General features: G+C 71.3%; 20 protein-coding genes. 15 read left to right on the top strand and 5 right to left on the bottom strand.

All coding sequences use genetic code 11. From position 1 onward, the window contains the following. Nucleotides 1-103: 103 nt before the first annotated feature. The gene (locus ACV530_RS35210) at nucleotides 104-1,072 is read left to right on the top strand and encodes a DUF5926 family protein (RefSeq protein ID WP_494336795.1); all 969 of its coding nucleotides are present in this window, start codon (nucleotides 104-106) and stop codon (nucleotides 1,070-1,072) included. A gap of 347 nt (nucleotides 1,073-1,419) precedes the next feature. Here the strand turns inward: ACV530_RS35210 and ACV530_RS35205 are convergent, their stop codons facing one another. Together ACV530_RS35205 and ACV530_RS35200 are read right to left on the bottom strand one after the other, a co-directional pair. Next, nucleotides 1,420-2,061 (bottom strand): hypothetical protein, encoded by a 642-nt coding sequence (locus tag ACV530_RS35205; protein WP_494336794.1) that lies wholly within the window; start codon nucleotides 2,059-2,061, stop codon nucleotides 1,420-1,422. Between the two features lie 281 nt (nucleotides 2,062-2,342). Continuing rightward, nucleotides 2,343-3,041 carry a bifunctional DNA primase/polymerase gene (locus ACV530_RS35200; RefSeq protein ID WP_494336793.1) on the bottom strand — a complete coding sequence of 233 codons (699 nt, stop codon included), beginning with the start codon at nucleotides 3,039-3,041 and terminating at the stop codon, nucleotides 2,343-2,345. Between the two features lie 763 nt (nucleotides 3,042-3,804). Here ACV530_RS35200 and ACV530_RS35195 point away from each other — a divergent pair. From ACV530_RS35195 to ACV530_RS35185, 3 genes are all read left to right on the top strand, one after another. Then, nucleotides 3,805-5,229: a PP2C family protein-serine/threonine phosphatase gene (locus ACV530_RS35195; RefSeq protein ID WP_494336792.1), complete on the top strand. Its 1,425-nt coding sequence runs from the start codon at nucleotides 3,805-3,807 to the stop codon at nucleotides 5,227-5,229. A 130-nt stretch (nucleotides 5,230-5,359) separates the two neighbouring features. Continuing rightward, complete coding sequence (locus tag ACV530_RS35190) at nucleotides 5,360-6,814, top strand: aminopeptidase P family protein (protein ID WP_494336791.1); 1,455 nt, start codon at nucleotides 5,360-5,362, stop codon at nucleotides 6,812-6,814. Nucleotides 6,815-6,920: 106 nt separating this feature from the next. After that, nucleotides 6,921-7,574, top strand: coding sequence for a CatB-related O-acetyltransferase (locus tag ACV530_RS35185; RefSeq protein WP_494336790.1), 654 nt, complete (start codon nucleotides 6,921-6,923; stop codon nucleotides 7,572-7,574). Nucleotides 7,575-7,596: 22 nt separating this feature from the next. Here the strand turns inward: ACV530_RS35185 and ACV530_RS35180 are convergent, their stop codons facing one another. Further along, nucleotides 7,597-8,079 (bottom strand): ATP-binding protein, encoded by a 483-nt coding sequence (locus ACV530_RS35180; protein WP_494336789.1) that lies wholly within the window; start codon nucleotides 8,077-8,079, stop codon nucleotides 7,597-7,599. Nucleotides 8,080-8,256: 177 nt separating this feature from the next. Between ACV530_RS35180 and ACV530_RS35175 the strand changes: the two genes are divergently transcribed. From ACV530_RS35175 to ACV530_RS35135, 9 genes are all read left to right on the top strand, one after another. Then, nucleotides 8,257-9,045, top strand: a complete 789-nt coding sequence (locus tag ACV530_RS35175; RefSeq protein ID WP_494336788.1) for a hypothetical protein — start codon at nucleotides 8,257-8,259, stop codon at nucleotides 9,043-9,045. A gap of 99 nt (nucleotides 9,046-9,144) precedes the next feature. Then, nucleotides 9,145-9,867: a YcnI family copper-binding membrane protein gene (locus ACV530_RS35170; protein WP_494336787.1), complete on the top strand. Its 723-nt coding sequence runs from the start codon at nucleotides 9,145-9,147 to the stop codon at nucleotides 9,865-9,867. A 38-nt stretch (nucleotides 9,868-9,905) separates the two neighbouring features. Continuing rightward, a complete protein-coding gene (locus ACV530_RS35165) occupies nucleotides 9,906-10,565 on the top strand; it encodes an SCO family protein (RefSeq protein WP_494336786.1) in 660 nt (219 codons plus the stop codon). Beyond that, entirely contained in the window at nucleotides 10,565-11,029 is a 465-nt protein-coding gene (locus ACV530_RS35160) for a copper chaperone PCu(A)C (RefSeq protein WP_494336785.1), read from the top strand. Before ACV530_RS35165 ends, ACV530_RS35160 begins: the two co-directional genes overlap by 1 nt. A gap of 7 nt (nucleotides 11,030-11,036) precedes the next feature. Then, nucleotides 11,037-12,896 carry a copper resistance CopC/CopD family protein gene (locus ACV530_RS35155; RefSeq protein WP_494336784.1) on the top strand — a complete coding sequence of 620 codons (1,860 nt, stop codon included), beginning with the start codon at nucleotides 11,037-11,039 and terminating at the stop codon, nucleotides 12,894-12,896. Then, complete coding sequence (gene efeB / locus ACV530_RS35150) at nucleotides 12,896-14,143, top strand: iron uptake transporter deferrochelatase/peroxidase subunit (protein ID WP_494336783.1); 1,248 nt, start codon at nucleotides 12,896-12,898, stop codon at nucleotides 14,141-14,143. Before ACV530_RS35155 ends, efeB begins: the two co-directional genes overlap by 1 nt. Before the next feature lie 52 nt (nucleotides 14,144-14,195). Continuing rightward, nucleotides 14,196-15,143, top strand: a complete 948-nt coding sequence (pheA, locus tag ACV530_RS35145) for a prephenate dehydratase (RefSeq protein WP_494336810.1) — start codon at nucleotides 14,196-14,198, stop codon at nucleotides 15,141-15,143. A 649-nt stretch (nucleotides 15,144-15,792) separates the two neighbouring features. Further along, the gene (serS, locus tag ACV530_RS35140) at nucleotides 15,793-17,070 is read left to right on the top strand and encodes a serine--tRNA ligase (protein WP_494336782.1); all 1,278 of its coding nucleotides are present in this window, start codon (nucleotides 15,793-15,795) and stop codon (nucleotides 17,068-17,070) included. Next, entirely contained in the window at nucleotides 17,067-17,882 is an 816-nt protein-coding gene (locus tag ACV530_RS35135) for an HAD family hydrolase (RefSeq protein ID WP_494336781.1), read from the top strand. Before serS ends, ACV530_RS35135 begins: the two co-directional genes overlap by 4 nt. Before the next feature lie 86 nt (nucleotides 17,883-17,968). On the opposite strand, the gene ACV530_RS35130 is transcribed toward ACV530_RS35135, so the two are convergent. Then, nucleotides 17,969-18,952, bottom strand: a complete 984-nt coding sequence (locus ACV530_RS35130; RefSeq protein WP_494336780.1) for a ScbA/BarX family gamma-butyrolactone biosynthesis protein — start codon at nucleotides 18,950-18,952, stop codon at nucleotides 17,969-17,971. 121 nt (nucleotides 18,953-19,073) lie between these two features. Here ACV530_RS35130 and ACV530_RS35125 point away from each other — a divergent pair, with 121 nt between their 5' ends. After that, nucleotides 19,074-19,697, top strand: a complete 624-nt coding sequence (locus ACV530_RS35125; RefSeq protein ID WP_494336779.1) for a ScbR family autoregulator-binding transcription factor — start codon at nucleotides 19,074-19,076, stop codon at nucleotides 19,695-19,697. A 12-nt stretch (nucleotides 19,698-19,709) separates the two neighbouring features. Here ACV530_RS35125 and ACV530_RS35120 read toward each other — a convergent pair whose 3' ends face one another. Further along, nucleotides 19,710-20,390 (bottom strand): ScbR family autoregulator-binding transcription factor, encoded by a 681-nt coding sequence (locus tag ACV530_RS35120; protein ID WP_494336778.1) that lies wholly within the window; start codon nucleotides 20,388-20,390, stop codon nucleotides 19,710-19,712. 290 nt (nucleotides 20,391-20,680) lie between these two features. Between ACV530_RS35120 and ACV530_RS35115 the strand changes: the two genes are divergently transcribed. Beyond that, nucleotides 20,681-21,095: glutamine synthetase beta-grasp domain-containing protein (locus tag ACV530_RS35115; RefSeq protein ID WP_494336777.1), on the top strand; the 415-nt coding region annotated here is incomplete at its 3' end.

Genomic DNA, 21,095 nt, shown 5'->3' with positions numbered 1-21,095 from the left:
GCGTACCGCGGACAGGACCCGACCGAGCGCTAGGCTCGCGCCCGTCAACGAAGTGTGCCCCGGGGCACACGAGCCGGACGCACGATCGGGAGACACGCACGCCATGGCCAAGAAGCGCCGCCCCCAGACCAAGGCCGCCACACCGCTGCCCGGCGACGGTACGGTCCCCGTCGTCGGCGCCCGCGAACCCTGCCCCTGTGGCTCGGGCCGGCGCTACAAGGCCTGCCACGGGCACCAGGCCGCGCACGCCGCGGCCGAGCTGGTGCAGCGTCCCTTCGAGGCGCTGCCCGGCGAGGCGGACTGGGTCGCGCTGCGCGAGCTGGTGCCCGCCGCGACCGTCGAACTCACCCTCAAGGGCGGGCTCCCCGAGGGCGTGCCCTCCGTGACCCTGGCCACCGTGCTGCCGATGGCCTGGCCCGCCCTGCGCCGCGACAACGGCGCCGTGCTACTGGGCCTGCAGAACGACACCGCCTCCGGCGACCTCAGCCGCGACCTGGCGGACACCCTCCAGCGCGCTCTCGTCGCCGAGCCGGGCACCCCGGTCGCCGCCGGGCGCACCGACGCCGACGGGCCGCGCCTGCAGGACCTGCTGGACGCGGACGCCCCCTTCGAGCCGGTCGTGCACACCGGGTTCGAGTTCTGGATCGAGAACCCCGAGAACGCCACCGGCGAGGTCACCGCCTCCCTGGAGCGCGCCAACGCCGCCGCGATCCCGACCGTCCGGCTCGCCGCCGCCGAGGGCGCGTACTGGTGCGAGACGCCCGAGAAGAACCACCTGCGCTGGGTGATGACCCACCCCGAGGAGAAGCTGCTGGACTCCCTCGCCCGGCTGCACGCGGCCGGCGCGTCCTCGCTCGGCGAGGGCACCCGTCTCGTCGGCTCGTTCCGCGCGCACGGCCTGACCGTGCCGGTGTGGGACCTGCCGGGCACGGTGGGCGCGGCGGACGTGGAGAAGCCGGCCGCCGCCTTCGCCGAGCGGCTCGCCGCGGCGCTCACCGACACGACGCCGCTCACGGCGGAGGAGCGGCGGGCACGCAGCGGGCTCACGAGCCGTCAGATCACCCTGAACTGACGGCGGTCGGGCGCCGCTCGCCGGAGCGCCCCCGGAATGCGCGGAGGACGGCGTTCCGGGGCCCCGGAGGCGTCCCTTCACGTGACTCCTGTCACAACTCCCGCTGTCAGACCGGAAATCCGCGTCCGGAAATCCACGATCGAATTTGCGAACGGCCGATCTCTTGTTACCGTTCTAGGAGCCCGGTCGCTGGTGCATCCCCCGTCGCCAGCGACCGGGCACTTCCATGCCCGGGCCCGGCCCTCCGGCGGCCCCCTTCCCGGCACTTCCCCCGCACCGCCTGGACTGCGCGGCTTCCGCGCCCCCCGTACGCGCCCCCGCCGAAACGACCCGCAGGCGACCGCCCGCTAATCCGCCGACGGATCCGGGGAGTTGCTCCCCGAGCGGAGCAGGAGCTTCCCCTCCTCCGAAACGATCTCCGCAACCGCCGTATATGCGCCATGTCCCGGCACGGCCCGTCCGCGCGGCGTCTCGCACACATCCGGAGCCTGTGAGGCCGTCATCCGGCACTGCACCTCGACCGTCTGCCCGTCGGGGGCCATGAGCGTCAGCACGCCCGCCAGCGGGCCGCCCGTGGCGTTGCGGTAGTACGTACGCGCCCAGGCGTCCGCCCCGTCCGCGAGGACGCAGGTCTGCGCCTCCAGGCCTGCGGGAGCCTCGAGTTCGGGCCCGCACTGGGCGGCGCTGCGGGCCTGCTCCGCGGCGGGCTGCTCCGCGGCGGGCCGGTCAGGGGCGCCGAGCAGCGTGCCCGGCCCGCCGTCGGGCCGGGTTCCGGCGTCGGGAGACGCAGAAGACGCAGCGCCCCCGGCCCGTTCCTTCGGCCCGCCCTGCCGTTTGCCGGGCCCCGCCTTGTGCCGGCCCGACAGGCCCGCGGGGCCTGCGGTCGCCGCTGCCAGCGGAAGCACGACTGCGAGCGCCACCGCGCTCGCGAGCGCGACCATCCGGAGATTGGCCGCGCGCTGCCGGCACATGCCGGGCACACCCTCCATGGGACCACCTGCTGCAACTCGCCGCGGACTACGGGATCGCGGGACGGACCGGGTGCGTCCCGCCGGGCGCTCTCGATGCGGCGGACACCCGAACTCGGCGTCCCACGCAGGGCCCTCGCCCGCAAGATAGCGGGCGGGAGGGCCCTCTCCGTGCCGTTGTACGCCCGATTCCCGCAGTTCCCCGAGCGGCTTGCACCCGTACGAGTGAGAGCGCGTGCGTCTCCCGTCCGTACGCGCTCTCAGATTCGCCCGTTCGGTCCGCCGCTCCGGGGTGCGTGCGGTCAGTACGCGAGCCTGCTGCCGCCGTCCGGTGTGCCGGTGGCGGCGCTCTGCTCGACCAGGACGTCGACCACCGTCGCCACGTCCGGCAGCCACGGCCGCGCGACCGTGCCGGAGCGGCCCGCCGGCAGCCTCGGCCCGCGCTCCCAGCGGGCCCGCCCGGTGCCCGTCACCGACGGCGGCAGCACCACATAGCCGCCCTCGCCGTGGAAGCGCAGCGAACCCGGCACCCACTCCTGCCGGTGGAGCAGTTCCCCGAGGACCTCGAGCGAGTACGGGGCCACCAGCAGCGTCCAGCGGGTGGGCGTCGCCACGACCGGACCGAGGCGTACGCCCGCGCGATCGAAGGCCGCCAGCGCGCGCACCCCGGCGACCGCCGGCAGACTCACGGCGCACGCCGCGCGCGCGCCCGTGGCGAGCACGATGGACGCCTCGGGCCGGTTGGTCCACCACCAGCGGACCATCCGGGCGTCCGTCGTGGCCGCCAGCAGACCGGGGTCGAAGGGGTGGGCGCCGGGAGCCGCGCAGTCCGGGTGGGCACAGCCGCACTCGCGCACCCGGCCGATGCCGGGCCGCAGGCCCACGCCCGGGAGGACGGGCCACTTCCACTGCGTGGCGTAGGTCAGGGCCGCGGTCAGCACCGCGGAACGGCCGGTTCGCCGAAGCGACAGCTTGCGTCGCCTGCCGAGGATCTCGCGCATGAGCGCTCGTTCCTTTCCGTGAACGCCGAAGGTGGGCCCCGGTCGTAGGACGAGGGCCGGTCTGGCACTGCGGTTCTTGCACTGCGGTCGGACGTGCACCGCGTGTCGCGTCGCATGACACTCCACGCGGACTGCATGGACTACATGGCACTACGGGCATTGCGTGGCGCGACACTCAACGCGCCGTGGTCCTGCGAGGACCGACGCACCACATGGATCACAGGTCACTGCGCGTACAACGCAGCGCATCACGCCAAGGGCCGAGCGTGAAACCTGGCGGAGGGTGGCGCGCGCATGGCGCTTCGTACCGGTCCGGTGTGCCCCTCGCCACGGCATGGGTTGCCCCATTCCGATCGGGACGGGCGTGGCCGTTGCCGGATAAGACGCCGGGGCCCGCCGCCGGGTTCCGGACGGTGCCAACTCCCCTTGCCCGTCCCCCAGTACGTACCCACCGCCGCAACGGTGACGCGCTGTCGAACGGCACCAGTCGACCGCAATTCGGCGGCCACGGCACTATTTTCCGGCCAACTTCAAAACCCCTCAGACACCATCATTCCCACTGGTCCAATGCTGGACATCTGCTCACCGGGGCGTGTACATGTGGACCCACCGATAGCACGCACCACGACAGGGGGTTTGCGGTGCTATTTCATGGAACACGCAGGCCGACGGGCCGATCACAGAGCCTTGCCGGGATGCCGGAGAACCTCCCCGAAACCCGTCGCACGGCCGGTTTCCCGCGCCATGTCCGGGGCATGCGGCCATGAGCGCGCCCCACCTCCCGAAAGTGGCCGGAATCGATCCTCCCGCCCCTGCCCCTGCCCCGTCTTCTGCTGCGGTTCCCGCCGCCGACGCACCCCCCTCGCACGACACTCCCCCCACGGCGGGCGCCCTCGTCCAGGACCACCTCGCGCGCTGGGTCTCGGACCTCACCACGCTCCAGGAACTCACCGAGCGCCTCACCCGCACCACGAACCTCGACGACGCCCTGAAGGAACTCCTGCGCGCGGGAGGCACCCTCGTCGGCGCCGCCCGCGGCCTGGTCACCCTGCATCCCGACGACGGCTCCGGCCGCTCCGTCACCGTGGGCCTCGGGCTCGGCCGCGCGGATCTCGGCCACCTCGAGACCATCCCGCACGACCACTCCGCCCCCCGGTCGTCCCACCCGTACGTACGGCTCCTCGACGACCTCCCCCCGGTCGGCGCCCGCACCGGCGTCTGCCGGCCCGACATCACCGGCGAGGAGGACCTCGACCCCCGCCACCGCGAGGTCGCGGCGAGGCTCGGCTACGCCGCCAGCTACGCCGTACCGCTGGACTCGGCCGCGTCCTCCGGCACGCCGCGCCGGATCGGCGCGGCCGTCTGGCTCTACGACGAACCGGCCGAACCCGCCGAACGCCGGCAGCACCTGGCCGGCCTCTACTGCGGCCACGCCACCGAGCACCTCGCCCGGCTGCTCGAACTCACCCAGGCCCGGGACACCGTGGCCACCCTCCGCGAGGAACTGCTCCCCAGCCGGCTGCCCCGCGTCCCAGGGGTCCGCCTGGCCGTACGCCACCGCACCGGGCCGCGCGGCGGCGGCAGCTGGTTCGACGCGCTCCCCCTGCCCGACGGCGCACTCGGCCTGGCCGTGGGCGGAATCACCGGTTCCGGCCCCGGCGCCATCGCCGCGACGGGCCGCCTGCGCGCCTCCCTGCGGGCGTACGCCGTGATGGAGGGCGAGGATCCGGTCGCCGTCCTCTCCGACCTCGAGCTGCTGCTGCGCCTGACGGAACCCTCCCGCGCCGCCACGGCGCTCTTCGCGTACTGCGAGCCCGCCTTCAGGAAGGTCGTGGTCGCCGGCGCCGGGCACTGCTCACCGCTGATCATCGGCGAGCACCGCATCGAGTACGTGGAGACCTCGCTCTCGGCCCCGCTCGGCATGCTGGCCTGCTGGGAGGCGCCCAGCGTGGAGATCGAACCGGCGCCGGGGGAAACGCTTCTCTTCTACAACGACGGACTGCTGCGCCGTACGGGCGGCACCATGGACCGGGCCTTCGCCCGCCTGCACACGGCGGCGGCGAGCGTGCCCAAGGAGGCCCGGCGCGATCCGGAGGCGCTCGCCGACCATGTGCTGCGGGCCGTCCTGCCACAGGACGCGGACGACGTGGAGGACGACGCCGTGCTCCTCGTCGCCCATTTCGAGTGATACATCCCGATTGATGTCATCCGGGAGACGGAAGGACCTTCGCCCCGTTTCCCCACGGTCGCCATGGCCCTTCTCCGCCTCTTTCGGCCACACCTACGATGGAGGACGGCCCCGTTCGAGGAGGAGAGCAGTGACCGACCAGCCCGCGCCCGAGAACCCCGAGGGCGACGAGCCCATCAAGCAGCGGAAGAACGGTCTCTACCCGACCGTCTCCGCCGAGCTTGCCGCGAACATGAAGACCGGCTGGGCCGACACCGAGCAGCGCGACCTGCGGCCCATGGCCCAGGCGCAGGAGACCGCCCGGCGCCGCGCCGCGCTGTCCGCCCGGTTCCCCGGCGAGCGCCTGGTGATCCCCGCGGGCAACCTCAGGACCCGCTCGAACGACACCGAGTACGCGTTCCGCGCCGCGACCGAATACGCCCACCTCACCGGCGACCAGACGCAGGACGGCGTCCTCGTCCTGGAGCCCGTCACCGACGGCCACGAGGCGACGCTCTACCTGCTGCCGCGTTCCAGCCGCGAGAACGGCGAGTTCTGGCTCGACGGCATGGGCGAGCTGTGGGTCGGCCGCCGGTACAGCCTCGCCGAGTCCGAGCAGCTGCTGGGCCTGCCCTGCCGGGACGTGCGGGGGCTCCCCGACGCGCTGCGCGCGGCCACCGGCCCGGTCCGCGCCGTCCGCGACCACGACGCCGGGATCGAGGCCGCCCTCACCGACAAGGTCACCGCCGAGCGCGACGAAGAGCTGCGCGTCTTCCTCAGCGAACTGCGGCTCATGAAGGACGACTTCGAGATCGGCGAGCTGCAGAAGGCCGTCGACTCGACCATCCGCGGCTTCGAGGACGTCGTGAAGGTCCTCGACAAGGCCGAGGCCACCTCGGAGCGGTACATCGAGGGCACGTTCTTCCTGCGCGCCCGCGTCGAGGGCAACGACATCGGCTACGGCTCCATCTGCGCCGCCGGCCCGCACGCCACCACCCTGCACTGGGTGCGCAACGACGGCCCGGTCCGCTCCGGCGAGCTGCTGCTCCTGGACGCCGGCGTGGAGACCACCACCCTCTACACCGCCGACGTCACCCGCACGCTGCCCATCAACGGCACGTACACCGAGCTCCAGCGCAAGATCTACGACGCGGTGTACGAGGCCCAGGAGGCCGGCATCGCGGCGGTGAAGCCCGGCGCGAAGTTCCGCGACTTCCACGACGCCGCCCAGCGGGTGCTCGCCGAGAAGCTCGTCGAGTGGGGGCTGCTCGAGGGCCCGGCCGAGCGCGTCCTGGAGCTCGGCCTCCAGCGCCGCTGGACCCTGCACGGCACCGGCCACATGCTCGGCATGGACGTCCACGACTGCGCCGTCGCCCGCACGGAGGCGTACGTCGACGGCGCCCTCGAGCCCGGCATGGTGCTCACCGTCGAGCCCGGCCTCTACTTCCAGGCCGACGACCTGACCGTGCCGGAGGAGTACCGCGGCATCGGCGTCCGCATCGAGGACGACATCCTCGTCACGGAGACCGGCAACCGCAATCTCTCCGCCGCGCTGCCGCGTACGTCCGCCGACGTCGAGGCGTGGATGGCGGACTTGAAGAAGTAAATACAACTCGGATTGCATTAGGGGTTGCGGGCGGGGGCGGAGCCTGCCATCGTTGAGCTAACGCGACAAGGGTCGCGTTAGCTCATGCTCCTCAATGGGAGGCACCATGCCCGCCGCAACCGCGATCCCCGACGCCACCGCCCTCCACCCGCTGGCCGGCCACGACCGCGTGGTGCTGCTGCGTTCCCTGGTCACCGACCCGCGCATCGAGGTCGGCGCGTACACCTACTACGACGACCCGGACGGCGCGGAGGAGTTCGAGCGCCGCAACGTGCTCTACGCCTACGGCCCGGAGCGGCTGGTGATCGGCAAGTACTGCGCGATCGCCACCGGCGTGCGCTTCATGATGGCGGGCGCCGACCATCCGACGATGGGGGTCTCCACCTTCCCGTTCACCATGTTCGGCGGGGCCTGGGCGGAGCGGACGCTCGATCTCGTCACCGGCATGACCAGCCGTGGCGACACCGTGATCGGCAACGACGTCTGGATCGGCTACCAGGCGCTGATCATGCCGGGTGTCACGATCGGCGACGGTGCCGTCATCGCCTCGGGCTCGGTGGTGACGTCGGACGTCCCGCCGTACACCATCGTGGGCGGCAACCCGGCCCGTCCGATCCGGCAGCGGTTCGACGACGCCGATGTCGAGCGGCTGCTGCGCGCCGCCTGGTGGGACTGGCCGGTCGAGGCGGTCACCGAGCACGCGCGCACGATCATGTCCGGCCGCCCCGAGGACATGGAGCGCATAGCCCAGACGCTCTGAGCGACTACGGCACTCCGGGCAGCTACGACGCTCTCAGCAGCGCTGCCGCCGGGGGCGCGCCCTCTCTCCACTTGAGGATCTTGTCGAAGCTGACCACCGCACCCCGATGGCCGGGCCGGTTGCGGACACGGACGTTGTCCGCCAGCGACTCGATCAGAAAGAGACCCCGACCGTGCTCGTCATGGACGGGAGCCGGGGTCTTCGTCCGCGGGCGGCGAGCGGGGCGGTGCTCACGGGTACAGGAGCGTTCCTCGAACCCGGGGCCCGAGTCGATCACCTCGATGCGGCAGGTGTCGCCGTCGATGCAGGCGGTGACGCGATAACCGGTGGAGGAATCACCACCGTGTTCCACGGCGTTGGCACACGCCTCGCTGAGGGCCACCGCGAGATCGTAGGCAATGTCGGGGTCGACCCCTGCTGTCTCCATGGCACCGACAAGGAGCCTCCGGGCGAGCGGAACGCTCGCGGCCTCGCGCCGCAAGTGGAGTGACCACCAAATGCTCATGCTCAGCCTCCTGGCGCGGCTCGACATACCGATACCTATAGCCGCGCGCGACGGCTGGTAAGCCTGCCGGGTGTGTGAGTCCGCTCATTCGGCGGATGCGAGAAGACGGCGCATTGAGGTATGCGGACCCACCCTGCCGTAGGAAAGGAGTAAGCCCGGTGGGATGATGACGCAGCCATGTCCCACCCCGTCGCGCGCGCCGGCGCCGATCTGCGACTGCTCCGGGCTGCGGTGTTCACCGCGGTCTGTGTCCTGCTGTCCGCGGGCGGGCATGTGCTGGCCTCGTGCGCGGGAGTGCCGCTGTGGACGCTGGCCGCAGGGTTCGCGGCCGTGTTCGCGGTGTCCATACCTCTGGCCGGACGGGAACGCTCGCTGCCGGGGATAGCGGCCTGCCTGGCCGTGGGACAGGTGGGGCTGCACGCGCTGTTCGGCCTGGGACAGCGCGGCGCCGAGCCGGTCCGGCCGTCGGCCGGGCCCGACAACCCGCTGATCTCGTTCGCGGGCAAACTGCTCTGCAACCAGCGCCCTCCGGCCTCGACGGCCGAGGCGCGCCGGGTGATCACGGACGCCGGGCTGGACCCGGCTGTGCACCCGGCGGGAACGGCCATGCCCATGGAGCACGCCCCGGCCTCGCTCTGGCACATCCTGCCGCTATCCCTGCCGATGCTGCTCGGCCACCTGCTCGCGGCACTGGCCGTGGGCTGGCTGCTGCGGCGCGGCGAGGCCGCGCTGTGGCGGGCGGTGGGCCTGTCCGCGCAGTCGGCGCGCATGGTCGCCGAGGCCGCGCTCGTCCGCGCGCTGCGTGCCGCGATGGTGTTCGTACGGGCCTTCGCCGACGGCACGGCCGAAGGCCCCGCCCTGCCCGTCCGCCACGGCCACGGGCACGAGGAGCGCCCGGCGTACGAGCCGGAGCTCCAGCACTCCGTCACCAGGCGGGGCCCGCCGCGCTTCGCCCTCGCGGCCTGAACGACGCGACGCACTCCGCACTACGGCGGGAGGGCGGTCGCGGCGTGGCCGCACGCGCGCCACCTCTTCCGCCCCCTCCTGTTCGAGGAGTGTTCTCGCATGAACGCATCGCGTACCCGTTCCTCCGTCCTGCGCCGGCTGCCCGTGGCCGGCGGTATCGCCGCCGCCGGTGTGCTGTTGCTGGCCGGCCCTGCCTTCGCGCACGTCAGCGTGCAGCCCGGCACCGCCGAGAAGGGCGGCTACAGCACCATCGCCATCAAGGTGCCGAACGAGAAGGACAACGCCTCGACGGTGAAGCTCGAGCTCACGCTCGACCCCAAGCACCCGCTCGCCTCGGTGATGCCCCAGGCGGTGCCGGGCTGGGATGTGAAGGTCGAGAAGACCAAGCTCGACAAGCCGGTCAAGACGGACGACGGGACGGTCACCGAGGCCGTCAGCAAGGTCACGTGGACGGGCGGCGAGATCAAGCCGGGCCAGTTCCAGCAGTTCCCGCTGTCGGTCGGCCAGTTGCCCACCGACACCGACCAGCTGGTGTTCAAGGCGCTCCAGACGTACTCGGACAAGGACGTGGTCCGCTGGATCGACCCGTCCAAGCCGGGCGGCGAGGAGCCCGAGCACCCGGCGCCGACGCTGAAGCTCGTCGACAAGGCCGCTGACAAGAACACCGACGGCAAGAGTGCCGACGACAAGAGCGAGGCCGCCGCGAAGAGCGACGACTCCTCCGACACCACCGCCCGCGTCCTCGGCATCGTGGGCATCGTCGTCGGCGTGGCCGGCGCCGCCTTCGGCGTGTTCGCGGGACGCCGCCGCACCGACGCCTGACCGGACCCCACCGACACACCCCCTGGAGACAACGCTCCATGCGCACCAAGTTCCTCGGCGCGGCGGTGGCGATCGCCGCCGCGCTCACCCTGACGGCCTGCAGCGGTTCCGACGGCAAGAGCGACGGCGACAAGCCCGCCGCCGATGTCTCGGCCGAGCCCAGGAAGCAGGGCCCCGTCTCGCTCGACACCCCCAAGGCCAAGCCGGACCTCGTGCTGACCGACACGGCGGACAAGAAGTACGAACTGGTCAAGGCGACCAAGGGCCGCGCCGTCCTGCTCTACTTCGGCTACACCTACTGCCCCGACGTCTGCTCGACCGTGGTCGCCGACATGGCCTCCGCCGCGAAGAAGCTGCCCAAGGCCGACCAGGAGAAGCTGCAGATCGTCTTCGTCACCACCGACCCGGCCCGCGACACCCCCAAGCGGATGCGGCAGTGGCTGGACGCCCAGGGCGGGCAGGACATAGTCGGTCTGACCGGTGACTTCGACACGATCCAGGCCGCCGCCAAGCCGCTCGGGATCCTGGTGGAGAAGCCGAAGAAGGAGAAGGACGGCTCCATCACCGTCAGCCACGGCGCCCAGGTCGTCGGCTTCTCGCCGAAGGACGACGCGGGCCACTGGATCTACACCGCCGAGGCCACCTCCGACGAGTACGCCAAGAGCCTCCCGAAGATCGTCAAGGGGGAGAACCCGTGATGCGCAAGACCACCGTGGCCGCCGCGGCGGCCCTCCCCCTGCTGCTCGCGAGCACGTTCCTGCTGCTCACCGGCTGCGACTCGGGCACCAAGGACAAGGCCGAGCTGTCCGTGGACGGCGCCTACATGCCGAAGCCCGCGATGGACGACATGGCCGCCGCGTACTTCACCGTCAAGAACGACGGCGGCAAGGCGGACCAGCTCACCAAGGTCACCAGCCCCCTCTCGCAGGACGTCACCCTGCACTCCACCGAGGGCTCGCAGATGAAGCACGCCCAGAAGCTCGAGGTGCCGGCGAAGGGCGAGCTGTCGCTCGCGCGGGGCGGCAACCACCTCATGCTGGGCAAGCTGAGCCACAAGCCCAAGGTCGGCGAGAAGATCGAGTTCACGCTGCACTTCGCGACGTCCGCGCCGGTGAAGGTCCAGGTGCCGGTCGAGGACGCGTCCTTCCGCCCCAAGGGCTGACGTCGCGATGAGGACGAGGACCGCGGCAGGCAAGGCGCTCGCTCTGCTGGGCACCCTGCTCGCCGCGCTGCTGTGCACGCTGACGCTCGGCGCGGGCACCGCGTCGGCGCACGCCGCGCTGACCGCCACCGACCCGGCGAGCGGGTCGGTGGTGCCGAGCGCCCCCCAGCAGGTCACGCTCACCTTCTCCGAGGGGGTGCTGCTGAGCGCCGACTCGGTGCGTGTCCTGGACCCGCAGGGCAAGCGCGTCGACGAGGGCAGGCCCGCGCACGTGCCCGGCAAGTCCGACACGGCGGCGGTCGCGCTGCGCACGGGGATCGCCAACGGCACGTACACCGTGGCGTGGCAGGCCGTCTCGGCCGACAGCCACCCGGTGGCCGGTGCGTTCACCTTCTCGATCGGCGCGCCGTCGAAGACGACGGTGAAGGCGGCCGCCACCGAGATCGACCCGGTCGTCGACACCTTCTACGGCATCGGCCGGTACGCGGCGTACGGCGGCTTCGCGCTGCTGGTCGGCGGCTGTGTCTTCGCGGGCGTGTGCCGCGCGTCGCGGCCCGTGCAGAAGGTCGCCGTGGCCGGCTGGGTCGCGCTGTTCGCCTCGACGGGCGCGCTGTTGCTGCTGCGGGGCGCGTACACGAGCGGCAAGGGGCTGGGCTCCGTCCTCGACCTCGCGCTGCTCGGCGATGCGCTGTCCACCAAGCCGGGCGCCGCCATGCTGTCGCGCCTGGTGCTGCTGAGCGCGGCCGCGGTGTTCCTGGCCGTGCTGTTCGGCACGTACGCCAGGGAGAACGAGCCGACGCTCGGCGCGCGCCGCGGTGTCGCGTACGCCCTGGGCGTCGGCGGCACGCTCGTCGCCGGCGGGCTGGCGGCGACGTGGGCGATGGCCGAGCACGCGTCGACGGGCATACAGCCGTGGCTGGCGATGCCGGTCGACATCGCGCATCTGCTGGGTGCCGCGGTGTGGCTCGGCGGACTTGCCGCGCTGTTGGCCGTTTTGTGGTCGGGCGAGCCGATATCGCGTACAGCAGTGCGTCGTTTTTCGCGGCTGGCGTTCACAGCTGTGTGCGTTCTGGTGGCGACCGGGCTGTACCAGGCCTGGCGCCAGGTCGGCACGTGGGACGCCCTGACGGGGACGGAGTACGGCCGCTGGCTGCTGCTCAAGGTGGCCCTGGTGGCCGTCATGGTCGGCTTCGCGTACGTCTCGCGCCGCTGGACGGGCAGGCTCGCCGACCGCACCGCCGCGCAGGCCCCGAAGAAGGCCAGGCCCGCCAAGGGCCCCGCCGGGAAGTCCCCGGAGCGCGCCGCCCAACTCGCCCGGCAGCAGGCGGTCTTCGCGAAGGCCGCCGGGCAGCGGCAGCGCGACGCGGACACCGGCCGTACGGGACTGCGCCGTTCCGTGCTCGCCGAGACGGCGGTCGCCGTCGTGCTGCTCGCGGTCACGACCGTGCTGACGGGCACCCAGCCCGGCCGCGCCGAGGCCGAGCAGAAGCAGGCGGCGGCCGGGAGCGGCACGAGCACCGGCACCGGCCCGGCCGAGGCCACGATCCCCTACGACACGGGCGCGACCAACGGGCGCGGCACGGCCCGGGTCACCGTCGACCCCGCGCGCTCCGGCGCCAATACGGTGGACGTCCGGCTGACGGACCCCGCCGGGAAGCCGGTGGACGTCCCGCAGCTCGATGTGTCGTTCACCGAGAAGGAGAAGGCGATCGGCCCGCTGCGCGCTCCTCTCAAGCACCTGTCCACCGGGCGGTGGGAGGCCACCGGCTTCCAGCTGCCCATGGGCGGACAGTGGCAGCTCACCCTGACCGTACGGACCTCAGAGATCGACCAGGTCACCGAGATCAAGAACGTGAAGATCAACTGATGGCTGACAGCACAGAGAAGCAGTTCCTCTCCCGGCGGCGCCTGCTCGGCACCGCCGGTGCCGCGGGTGCGGCCGGACTGGTCGCGGGCGGCGCCGCCGGCGCCTTCGGGGCGGAGGCGGTACGCGACGACGCGGCCCCGTTGTCGGGCGTCGGCTCGGCCTCCGTCCCCTTCCACAGCACGCACCAGTCCGGCATCGTCACGCCCGCGCAGGCGCACGGGTACCTGGCGGCCTTCGACCTCGCGCCGGGCGCCGACCGCAAGACCGCGGCGGCGCTGCTCAGACGCTGGTCGGCGACGGCGGCGGAGCTGATGGAGGGCGCCGCGCCCAAGGGCGACGACACGGGCATCGCGCTGGACGCGGGACCGTCCTCGCTTACCGTCACCTTCGGCTTCGGCCGCAGCTTCTTCGACCGCACCGGGCTGGCCGCCAAGCGGCCCGCCGCGCTGGAGCCGCTGCCCGCCTTCACCCAGGACGCGCTCGACGCGAAGCGCAGCGACGGCGATCTGTGGGTGCAGATCGGCGCCGACGACGCGCTCGTCGCCTTCCACGCGCTGCGGCTGGTCCAGAAGCAGGCAGGGGACTCGGCACGGCTGCGCTGGCAGATGACGGGCTTCAACCGGACGCCGGGCGCCACCGAACAGCCGATGACCGCCCGCAATCTGATGGGCCAGGTCGACGGCACCAACAACCCCAAGCCGGCGGACGACTCCTTCGCCGCCAAGATGTTCGTGCCGGAAGACCACAAGGGTGCCGACAGCTGGATGGCGGGCGGCTCGTACGCGGTCGTACGCCGCATCCGGATGCTGCTCGACAGCTGGGACAACCTGTCACTGGAGCGCCAGGAGAAGGTCATAGGCCGGCGCAAGTCCGACGGCGCCCCGCTGTCCGGCGGTACGGAGACGACGCCGGTGGACCTGAACAAGGTGCTGCCGGACGGTTCGCTGGCAATCGCGGGCGACGCGCACATCCGGGTCGCGGCGCCGGAGTCCAACCGCGGCGCGGCGATGCTGCGGCGGGCGTTCTCCTACCACGACGGCTTCCGCGACGACGGTGCGCCGGACGCGGGCCTGCTGTTCGTCGCCTGGCAGGCGGATCCCGCGCACGGGTTCGTCCCGGTGCAGCGGAAGCTGGACCGGGGCGACGGCCTGTCGCGCTTCCTGCGCCACGAAGCGAGCGGACTGTTCGCCGTTCCGGGCGGCTGCGCGCCGGGCGAGTACGTCGGGCAGCGGCTGCTGGAAGGCTGACGGCCGTGGGTAGGGTGGCGCATCAGCCACCCCACACCGAGGAGCCAGCGTGATGTCTGCGAGCCGCTACACCTATCTCGGTCCCGAGGGCACCTTCACCGAGGCCGCGCTGCGGACCCTGCCGGAGGCGGCGACGCGGGAGCTGGTGCCCATGGTCTCCGTTCCGACGGCGCTGGACGCCGTGCGGAACGGGGACGCGGCGGCGGCGCTCGTGCCCATCGAGAACTCCGTCGAGGGCGGCGTCACCGCGACGCTCGACGAACTCGCCACCGGCGCACCGCTGATGATCTACCGCGAGGTGCTGCTGCGGATCACCTTCGCGCTCCTCGTGCGCCCGGGGACCGCGCTGGCGGACATCAAGACCGTGACGGGCCACCCCGTGGCCCAGCCGCAGGTGCGCAAGTGGCTGGCGGCGCACCTGCCGAAGGCGCAGTGGGAGTCGGCGGCATCCAACGCGGACGGCGCGCGCCTGGTGCAGGAGGGGCGCTACGACGCCGCGTTCGCCGGGGAGTTCGCGGCGGCGACGTACGGGCTGGAGCCGCTGGTCACCGACATCCACGACGTGCGGAACGCGCAGACCCGCTTCGTCCTGGCCGGCCGGCCCGCGCGGCCCGCGGCCCGCACCGGCACCGACCGGACGTCCATGGTCGTCTGGCTCCGGGACGACCACCCCGGTGCGCTGATGGAGCTGCTGCAGGAGTTCTCCTCGCGCGGGGTGAACCTGACGTGGATCGAGTCGCGGCCCACGGGCGAGGGAATGGGCCGGTACTGCTTCTCCATCGACTGCGAGGGGCACATCACCGACCGCCGGGTGGCCGAGACGCTGATGGGGCTGAAGCGGACCTGCCCGAAGGTGCGGTTCCTCGGCTCGTATCCGCGTGCGGGTGAGAACCCGGACGACCGGTCGGGCACCGCTGCCGCGCCGCGGCCCGGGACGTCGGACGCCGACTTCGTGGCGGCGGCGGAGTGGCTCGCGCGCTGCCAGGACGGCCGGGCCTGAGCCGGAGCGGGTCCCAGGGGCCCGGGAGCCTGTGGACAACCGGGCGAGTTATCCACAGGCGACTCTCGATCTGGGGATAAGTCGATAGAGCGAGACCCTTCAGGCGGGCCGCAAAACGGTCAATGTCGACAAATCTCTCTAGCAACCCGCCGCGTCATCCACAGCCCTGCCCCTTGTCAACACCCCCACCCGTCGGCCACCCGTCAGCCGAAAATCGTCGAACACTCCCCGGGGGCGAGCGATCACCACCCGAAAGAGTGCCCGCGCGAGGTTTACCCGAGAGAACTCCGTCCAGAGGCGACCGGGAACGAAAATATCCGGAAGCTCTGGTTCCGACATCCACAGATTTCACGCACAGCCTGTGGACAAAGAAGCGGAGGGGAACGCTCCTGTGGACAATGGACGCCCCAACTCCCGCCTGACGCAAGGCAGCTCACCCGGGCACTCCGCACGCTTACGTCATTTGCCCGCTGTTTCGTCAATTTCCGGCAACGTCCGGATAGCTTCCCGGCAACCTGCCCGCCGTTTTCCGGTCATCGCGCGCGAATTTCCCCGGCTCCCTTTTTCCCGCTCCCCCAGAATGGGACAAATTATAACGAAGAGGAATATCGCGTCGAGTGATCGCAGCACACAACGGTAGCCTTGAGGGGTGATTGACCTTCGCCTGCTTCGTGAGGACCCCGACCGTGTGCGCGCCTCCCAGCGCGCCCGTGGAGAGGACGTCGAGCTTGTCGACGCACTGCTCTCCGCCGACGAGCGGCGCAGGTCGTCCGGCGTCCGCTTCGACGAACTCCGCGCCGAGCAGAAGTCGCTCGGCAAGCTCATCCCCAAGGCCTCCGGTGACGAGAAGACCGAGCTGCTGAAGCGTGCCGGTGAGCTGTCCGCCGCCGTGAAGGCCGCCGACGCCGAGCAGAACGAGGCAGCGGACGAGGCCCAGCGCCTGCTGCTGCAGATCGGCAACCTCGTCCACCCGGACGTCCCCCGCGGCGGCGAGGACGACTTCGCCGTCCTCGAGACCGTCGGCACCCCGCGCGACTTCGCGGCCGAGGGCTTCGAGCCGAAGGACCACCTGGAGCTCGGTCAGTCGCTCGGCGCGATCGACGTCGAGCGCGGCGCCAAGGTCTCCGGCTCGCGCTTCTACTACCTGACGGGCGTCGGCGCGCTGCTGGAGCTCGCCCTCGTCAACGCCGCCATCGCGCAGGCCTCCGCCGCCGGCTTCACGCCGATGCTCACCCCCGCGCTGGTCAAGCCGCGCGCCATGGAGGGCACCGGCTTCCTGGGCCAGGCCGCGCAGGACGTCTACCACCTGGAGAAGGACGACTTCTACCTGGTCGGCACGTCCGAGGTCCCGCTGGCCGCGTACCACATGGACGAGATCATCGAGGCGAACCGGCTGCCGCTGCGGTACGCGGGCTTCTCGCCCTGCTTCCGCCGCGAGGCCGGCACGTACGGCAAGGACACCCGCGGCATCTTCCGCGTCCACCAGTTCGACAAGGTCGAGATGTTCTCGTACATCGCGCCGGAGGACGCCGAGGCCGAGCACAAGCGGCTCCTTGAGTGGGAGAAGCAGTGGCTGACGAGCCTGGAGCTGCCGTTCCAGGTGATCGACACCGCCACCGGCGACCTGGGTTCGTCCGCGTCCCGCAAGTTCGACTGCGAGGCGTGGATCCCCACCCAGGGCAAGTACCGCGAGCTGACGTCCACGTCGAACTGCAACGAGTTCCAGGCCCGCCGGCTGTCCGTCCGCATGCGCGACGGCAAGAACGTCCGGCCGCTGGCCACCCTCAACGGCACCCTGTGCGCGGTTCCGCGCACGATCGTGGCGCTGCTGGAGAACCACCAGCAGGCGGACGGCACGGTGCGCGTGCCGGAGGTGCTCCGTCCGTACCTGGGCGGGCGTGAGGTCCTGGAGCCGGTCGCCCGGTGACCGCTGCCAGCACCCCGCCGCCGTACCGTCTTGTCGCCACCGACCTCGACGGCACGCTGCTGCGCTCCGACGAGACCGTCTCGGAGCGCACCCGTGCCTCCCTCGGCCTGGCCACGGCGGCGGGTGCCGCGCACATCGTCGTCACCGGCCGGTCCGTGCCGTGGACGAAGCACATACTCGACGCGCTGGACTACCGCGGCCTCGCCGTGTGCGGCCAGGGCGCGCAGGTCTACCACGCGGGTGAGCACCGGCTGCTCACCTCGGTGACGCTGGACCGGCAGCTGGCCGGGCTGGCCGTCGCCAAGATCGAGGCGGAGGTCGGTCCGCTGTTCCTCGCCGTCAGCCGGGACGGGCTGGACGGCGAGGTGCTGACGGGCCCGGGCTATCACGTCCAGGAAGGGCCGCTCCCGGTCATCCCGGTCAAGGACCCGGCCGACCTGTGGAGCGCCCCCCTCAACAAGCTCTACCTCCAGCACCCGGAGCTCGGCGACGACGCCCTGGCGGAGGTCGCGCGCTCGGTGGCCGGCGGCCTGGTGGGCGTGACGATGGCGGGCGCCGGCATCGTCGAGCTGCTCCCGCTCGGCCTGAGCAAGGCCACGGGCCTGTCCCTGGCCGCCCGCCGCCTGGGCCTGAAGGCGGCCGACACGATCGCCTTCGGCGACATGCCGAACGACGTCCCGATGTTCGGGTGGGCGGCGTACGGCGTCGCCATGGCGGACGCGCACGCGGAGCTGAAGGCCGTGGCCGACGAGATCACCGCCTCCAACGAGGACGACGGCATAGCGGTCGTCCTGGAACGCCTCTTCGGCTGAGCACCTCTGAACTCCCGCGGCCGGGGCGCTCCGTTCGCGGAAGCGCCCCGGCCGTGTGGGGGGTTGTCAGAGAGGCCTGTGGGTGATCAGAGAGGCGTGTGGGTGGTCACGGTCGCGGAGAAGGCGACCTGGTCGTTCTGCCGGGCGGTGACCCGGACCCGCGACCGGCAGGGGTCGTTCGAGGCCAGGATGTCGGCCTCGATCCAGCACGGCGAGTCGAACTCGACGTAGCGGGTGAAGACGGAGTCCATGACCACCGGCACCACCTTCCCGGAACCCACCACGAGTTGGGTGGCCTGGCGGGCCGCCTCGAGCATCAGCATGCCGGGCGAATGGTCGACGGGGTGGTCGAAAAGGACGGCGTGTGCGGTGTCGTTGCGCAGCAGCCAGCGGCCCTCGACATCGGTGGGTGCCAGCACCACGTCACCGGGACGGTCGCGCCCCACGAGCTGCGGGGCGACGGGCGGTTCGAGCGGCAGCGCGCCGGCGAGCACCCGGTCGATGTCCCCGTACTCGCCGCGCACCCGGCGGTAGACGGACGGCGAGAGGCTGGTGAAGCGGGCCCGGGCCGTCGCCAGTACGGCACCCTCGCGCAGCACCAGGAATTCCATTCCCATACCGGTCAGTCGGCTAGCTCGCTGGACCGGGGAGCAGGTGATCCGCAGTTCGAGCTCTGCCGGAGTGGCTCCGGAACGCAGTGCTCCGGGCGTCACCGAGTACTGCAGGTCCTGCCAGATGAGCCGGTGTCCGAACGGCACGTCGTAACCGACGTGCGAGAGAAGCGGAATCGTCTGGCGAAGCGTTTCGGCCAGCAGCAACGGGTCGTGCAGTCCGGCCGCCGAGCCGTAGAACGAGTGGGCGCGAGGCCACTGAGCAGTGACGACATATACGTTCTCACCAGCGGTTCTCCAGCCGGTGAGGAACACCTCGGACACAGCGGCGCGGTGGACGTACTCCTTGGGAACGGTGGTGGTCAGCCGCGGAAGCGGCCGGACCTCGGGCTGCGGCAACGTGGCTGCGGCCGGAAAAGCGGAAGCAGCGTGCGCGACAAAGGTGGGCGTGCTGGGCATTCGAGTCCCTCCCCGTTGGACACCGATGCATGGCTGGACACCAGGCTCTCTGAGCGGTGCACACGCTGATAAGATACTGGCTGGATGGTTTTTTCTACTACCTTCAACAAGGGAAATTTCTATGGCGAGGCCACAGCAGGAGCGGGCCATCAAGACCCGTGAGACCCTCATCCAAGCCGCCGCCGCCGTCTTCGAGGAGAACGGCTTCACGACAGCGAGCATCAACGACATCCTGGCGAAGGCCGGCGTCACCAGAGGCGCCCTGTACTTCCACTTCCCGTCCAAGGAAGCGCTCGCCCAGGGCGTCATGTCGGCCCAGGCGGACACGCTCGAACTGCCCCGTTCCGAGCCGGGACTTCAGACGACCATCGACATGACGGTGTACCTGTCGCACGAGCTGCAGACCAACACGCTGCTGAGAGCAGGCGTGCGGCTCGCGATCGAGCAGGTGTCCTTCGGTGTCCGGGACATCACCCCGTACGAGCTGTGGGTGAGCGCGTTCCGCGAGCAGCTCGAAGCGGCCAAGCAGCAGGGGGAGTTGCTCCCGCACGCGAACCCGGAGGAACTGGCGCAACTGCTCGTCGGCGCCTACACCGGCACCCAGTTGCTCTCGCAACTCTACGCGGACCGGGCGGACCTGCCCGAGCGGATCACCGCACTGTGGCGCACCCTCCTGCCGGGCATCGCGGTACCCGGAATGCTCCCGCACCTGAAGCCCGAGGGAAGACAGCCCAAGCGCCGCTGAGGCGCTGCGGGACTACGCGTCCCGCATCACCGGCAGGCCGTCCTTACGGCCCGTGACCCGGAGTCCCGCACCACCGTCGGCGGCCACTGCGGGCAGCACGAGGCGCCAGATCCGCGCCAGCCATTCGGTCGCGTTCTCCCGCCGCTCCACATCGGCGGCGAGCGCGGTCCGCATCCCCAGCGTCTCGCCGCACGAGAACAGCTCGGTACCGCCGATCATCGACAGGGTCAGCGCCGCGACGGCGTACAGGCTGACGCCGGGCTGCAGATCGTGTTCCGAGGACGCGCGCATCAGCAGCGCCCACACGGCGTCCAGCCAGACCGCGTGACAGTCGACGGCCTCCTCCGCGCACTCGCGCTCACGCGCGAGCAGAATGCCCGCCCTGACGGCCGTGTCCTCGCGCTGCAGCGCGGCCAGCACATGCGTCGCGTCGATCAATGCCTGCAGGGCGGGTTCGCCCGGCCGGTCGATCGCCGCCAGTGCTTCGGCGGACCGCTCGCACGCCAATACCTGTACCGCGCGGGCCAGTTCGTCCTTGGTGGGGAAGTGGAAGTACAGGGCGCCCTTCGTCACTCCCGCCGCCGCACTGATCCTGGCCATGGTCGCGCGCTCGTAGCCGATGCCGTCGAACACCTCGGCCGCGCCTGCGATGAGGGCCTTGCGCGTGCGCTTGGCCCTTGTCTGCTCTGCCACCTTTGACCTCACTCGACCGGCTACCCGGGGACAATAAAACCTACCAGATGGTTTTACCCGTCCTTCAGTCGGCTGTCACTGCCGCCACCTGCACCCTGAACCGTTTTCGGCCGCACCCCTCACCAGTCAACTCCCGGCATATCAGGGCAATGTCGCGGAATGGAACGCTCCTCCCCGATCAGATTGACAAACCAGCTGGCTGGTTTTTTCATGTTCCTGGGGCAGTGGAGGACCACTGTCCCTCCCTGCTGCCGTTCCGGCCCTCCGACGGCCGGGCTAGGAGGACTCGCGTGTTCCAGAACGCCGATGACGCACGGAAGTTCATCGCCGACGAGGGCATCAAGTTCGTCGATGTCCGGTTCTGCGACCTGCCGGGCGTGATGCAACATCTGACGATCCCCGCCACGGGGTTCGATCCCTCTGCCGACCTGGCCTTTGACGGTTCGTCGATCCGTGGTTTCCAGGCCATCCACGAGTCCGACATGGCGCTGCGTGCGGATCTGTCCACGGCCCGGGTGGACCCGTTCCGTCGTGACAAGACGTTGAACATCAACTTCTTCATCCATGACCCGATCACGGGTGAGCAGTACAGCCGTGATCCGCGGAATGTGGCGAAGAAGGCCGAGGCCTACCTGGCCTCCACCGGTATCGCCGATACCGCCTACTTCGGCCCGGAGGCGGAGTTCTACGTCTTCGACAGCGTCC

The organism is Streptomyces sp. SX-6, assembly GCF_059089585.1.
Note: the sequence above shows the minus strand (reverse complement) of the source record. Positions and strands in the feature narration are given on the sequence as shown.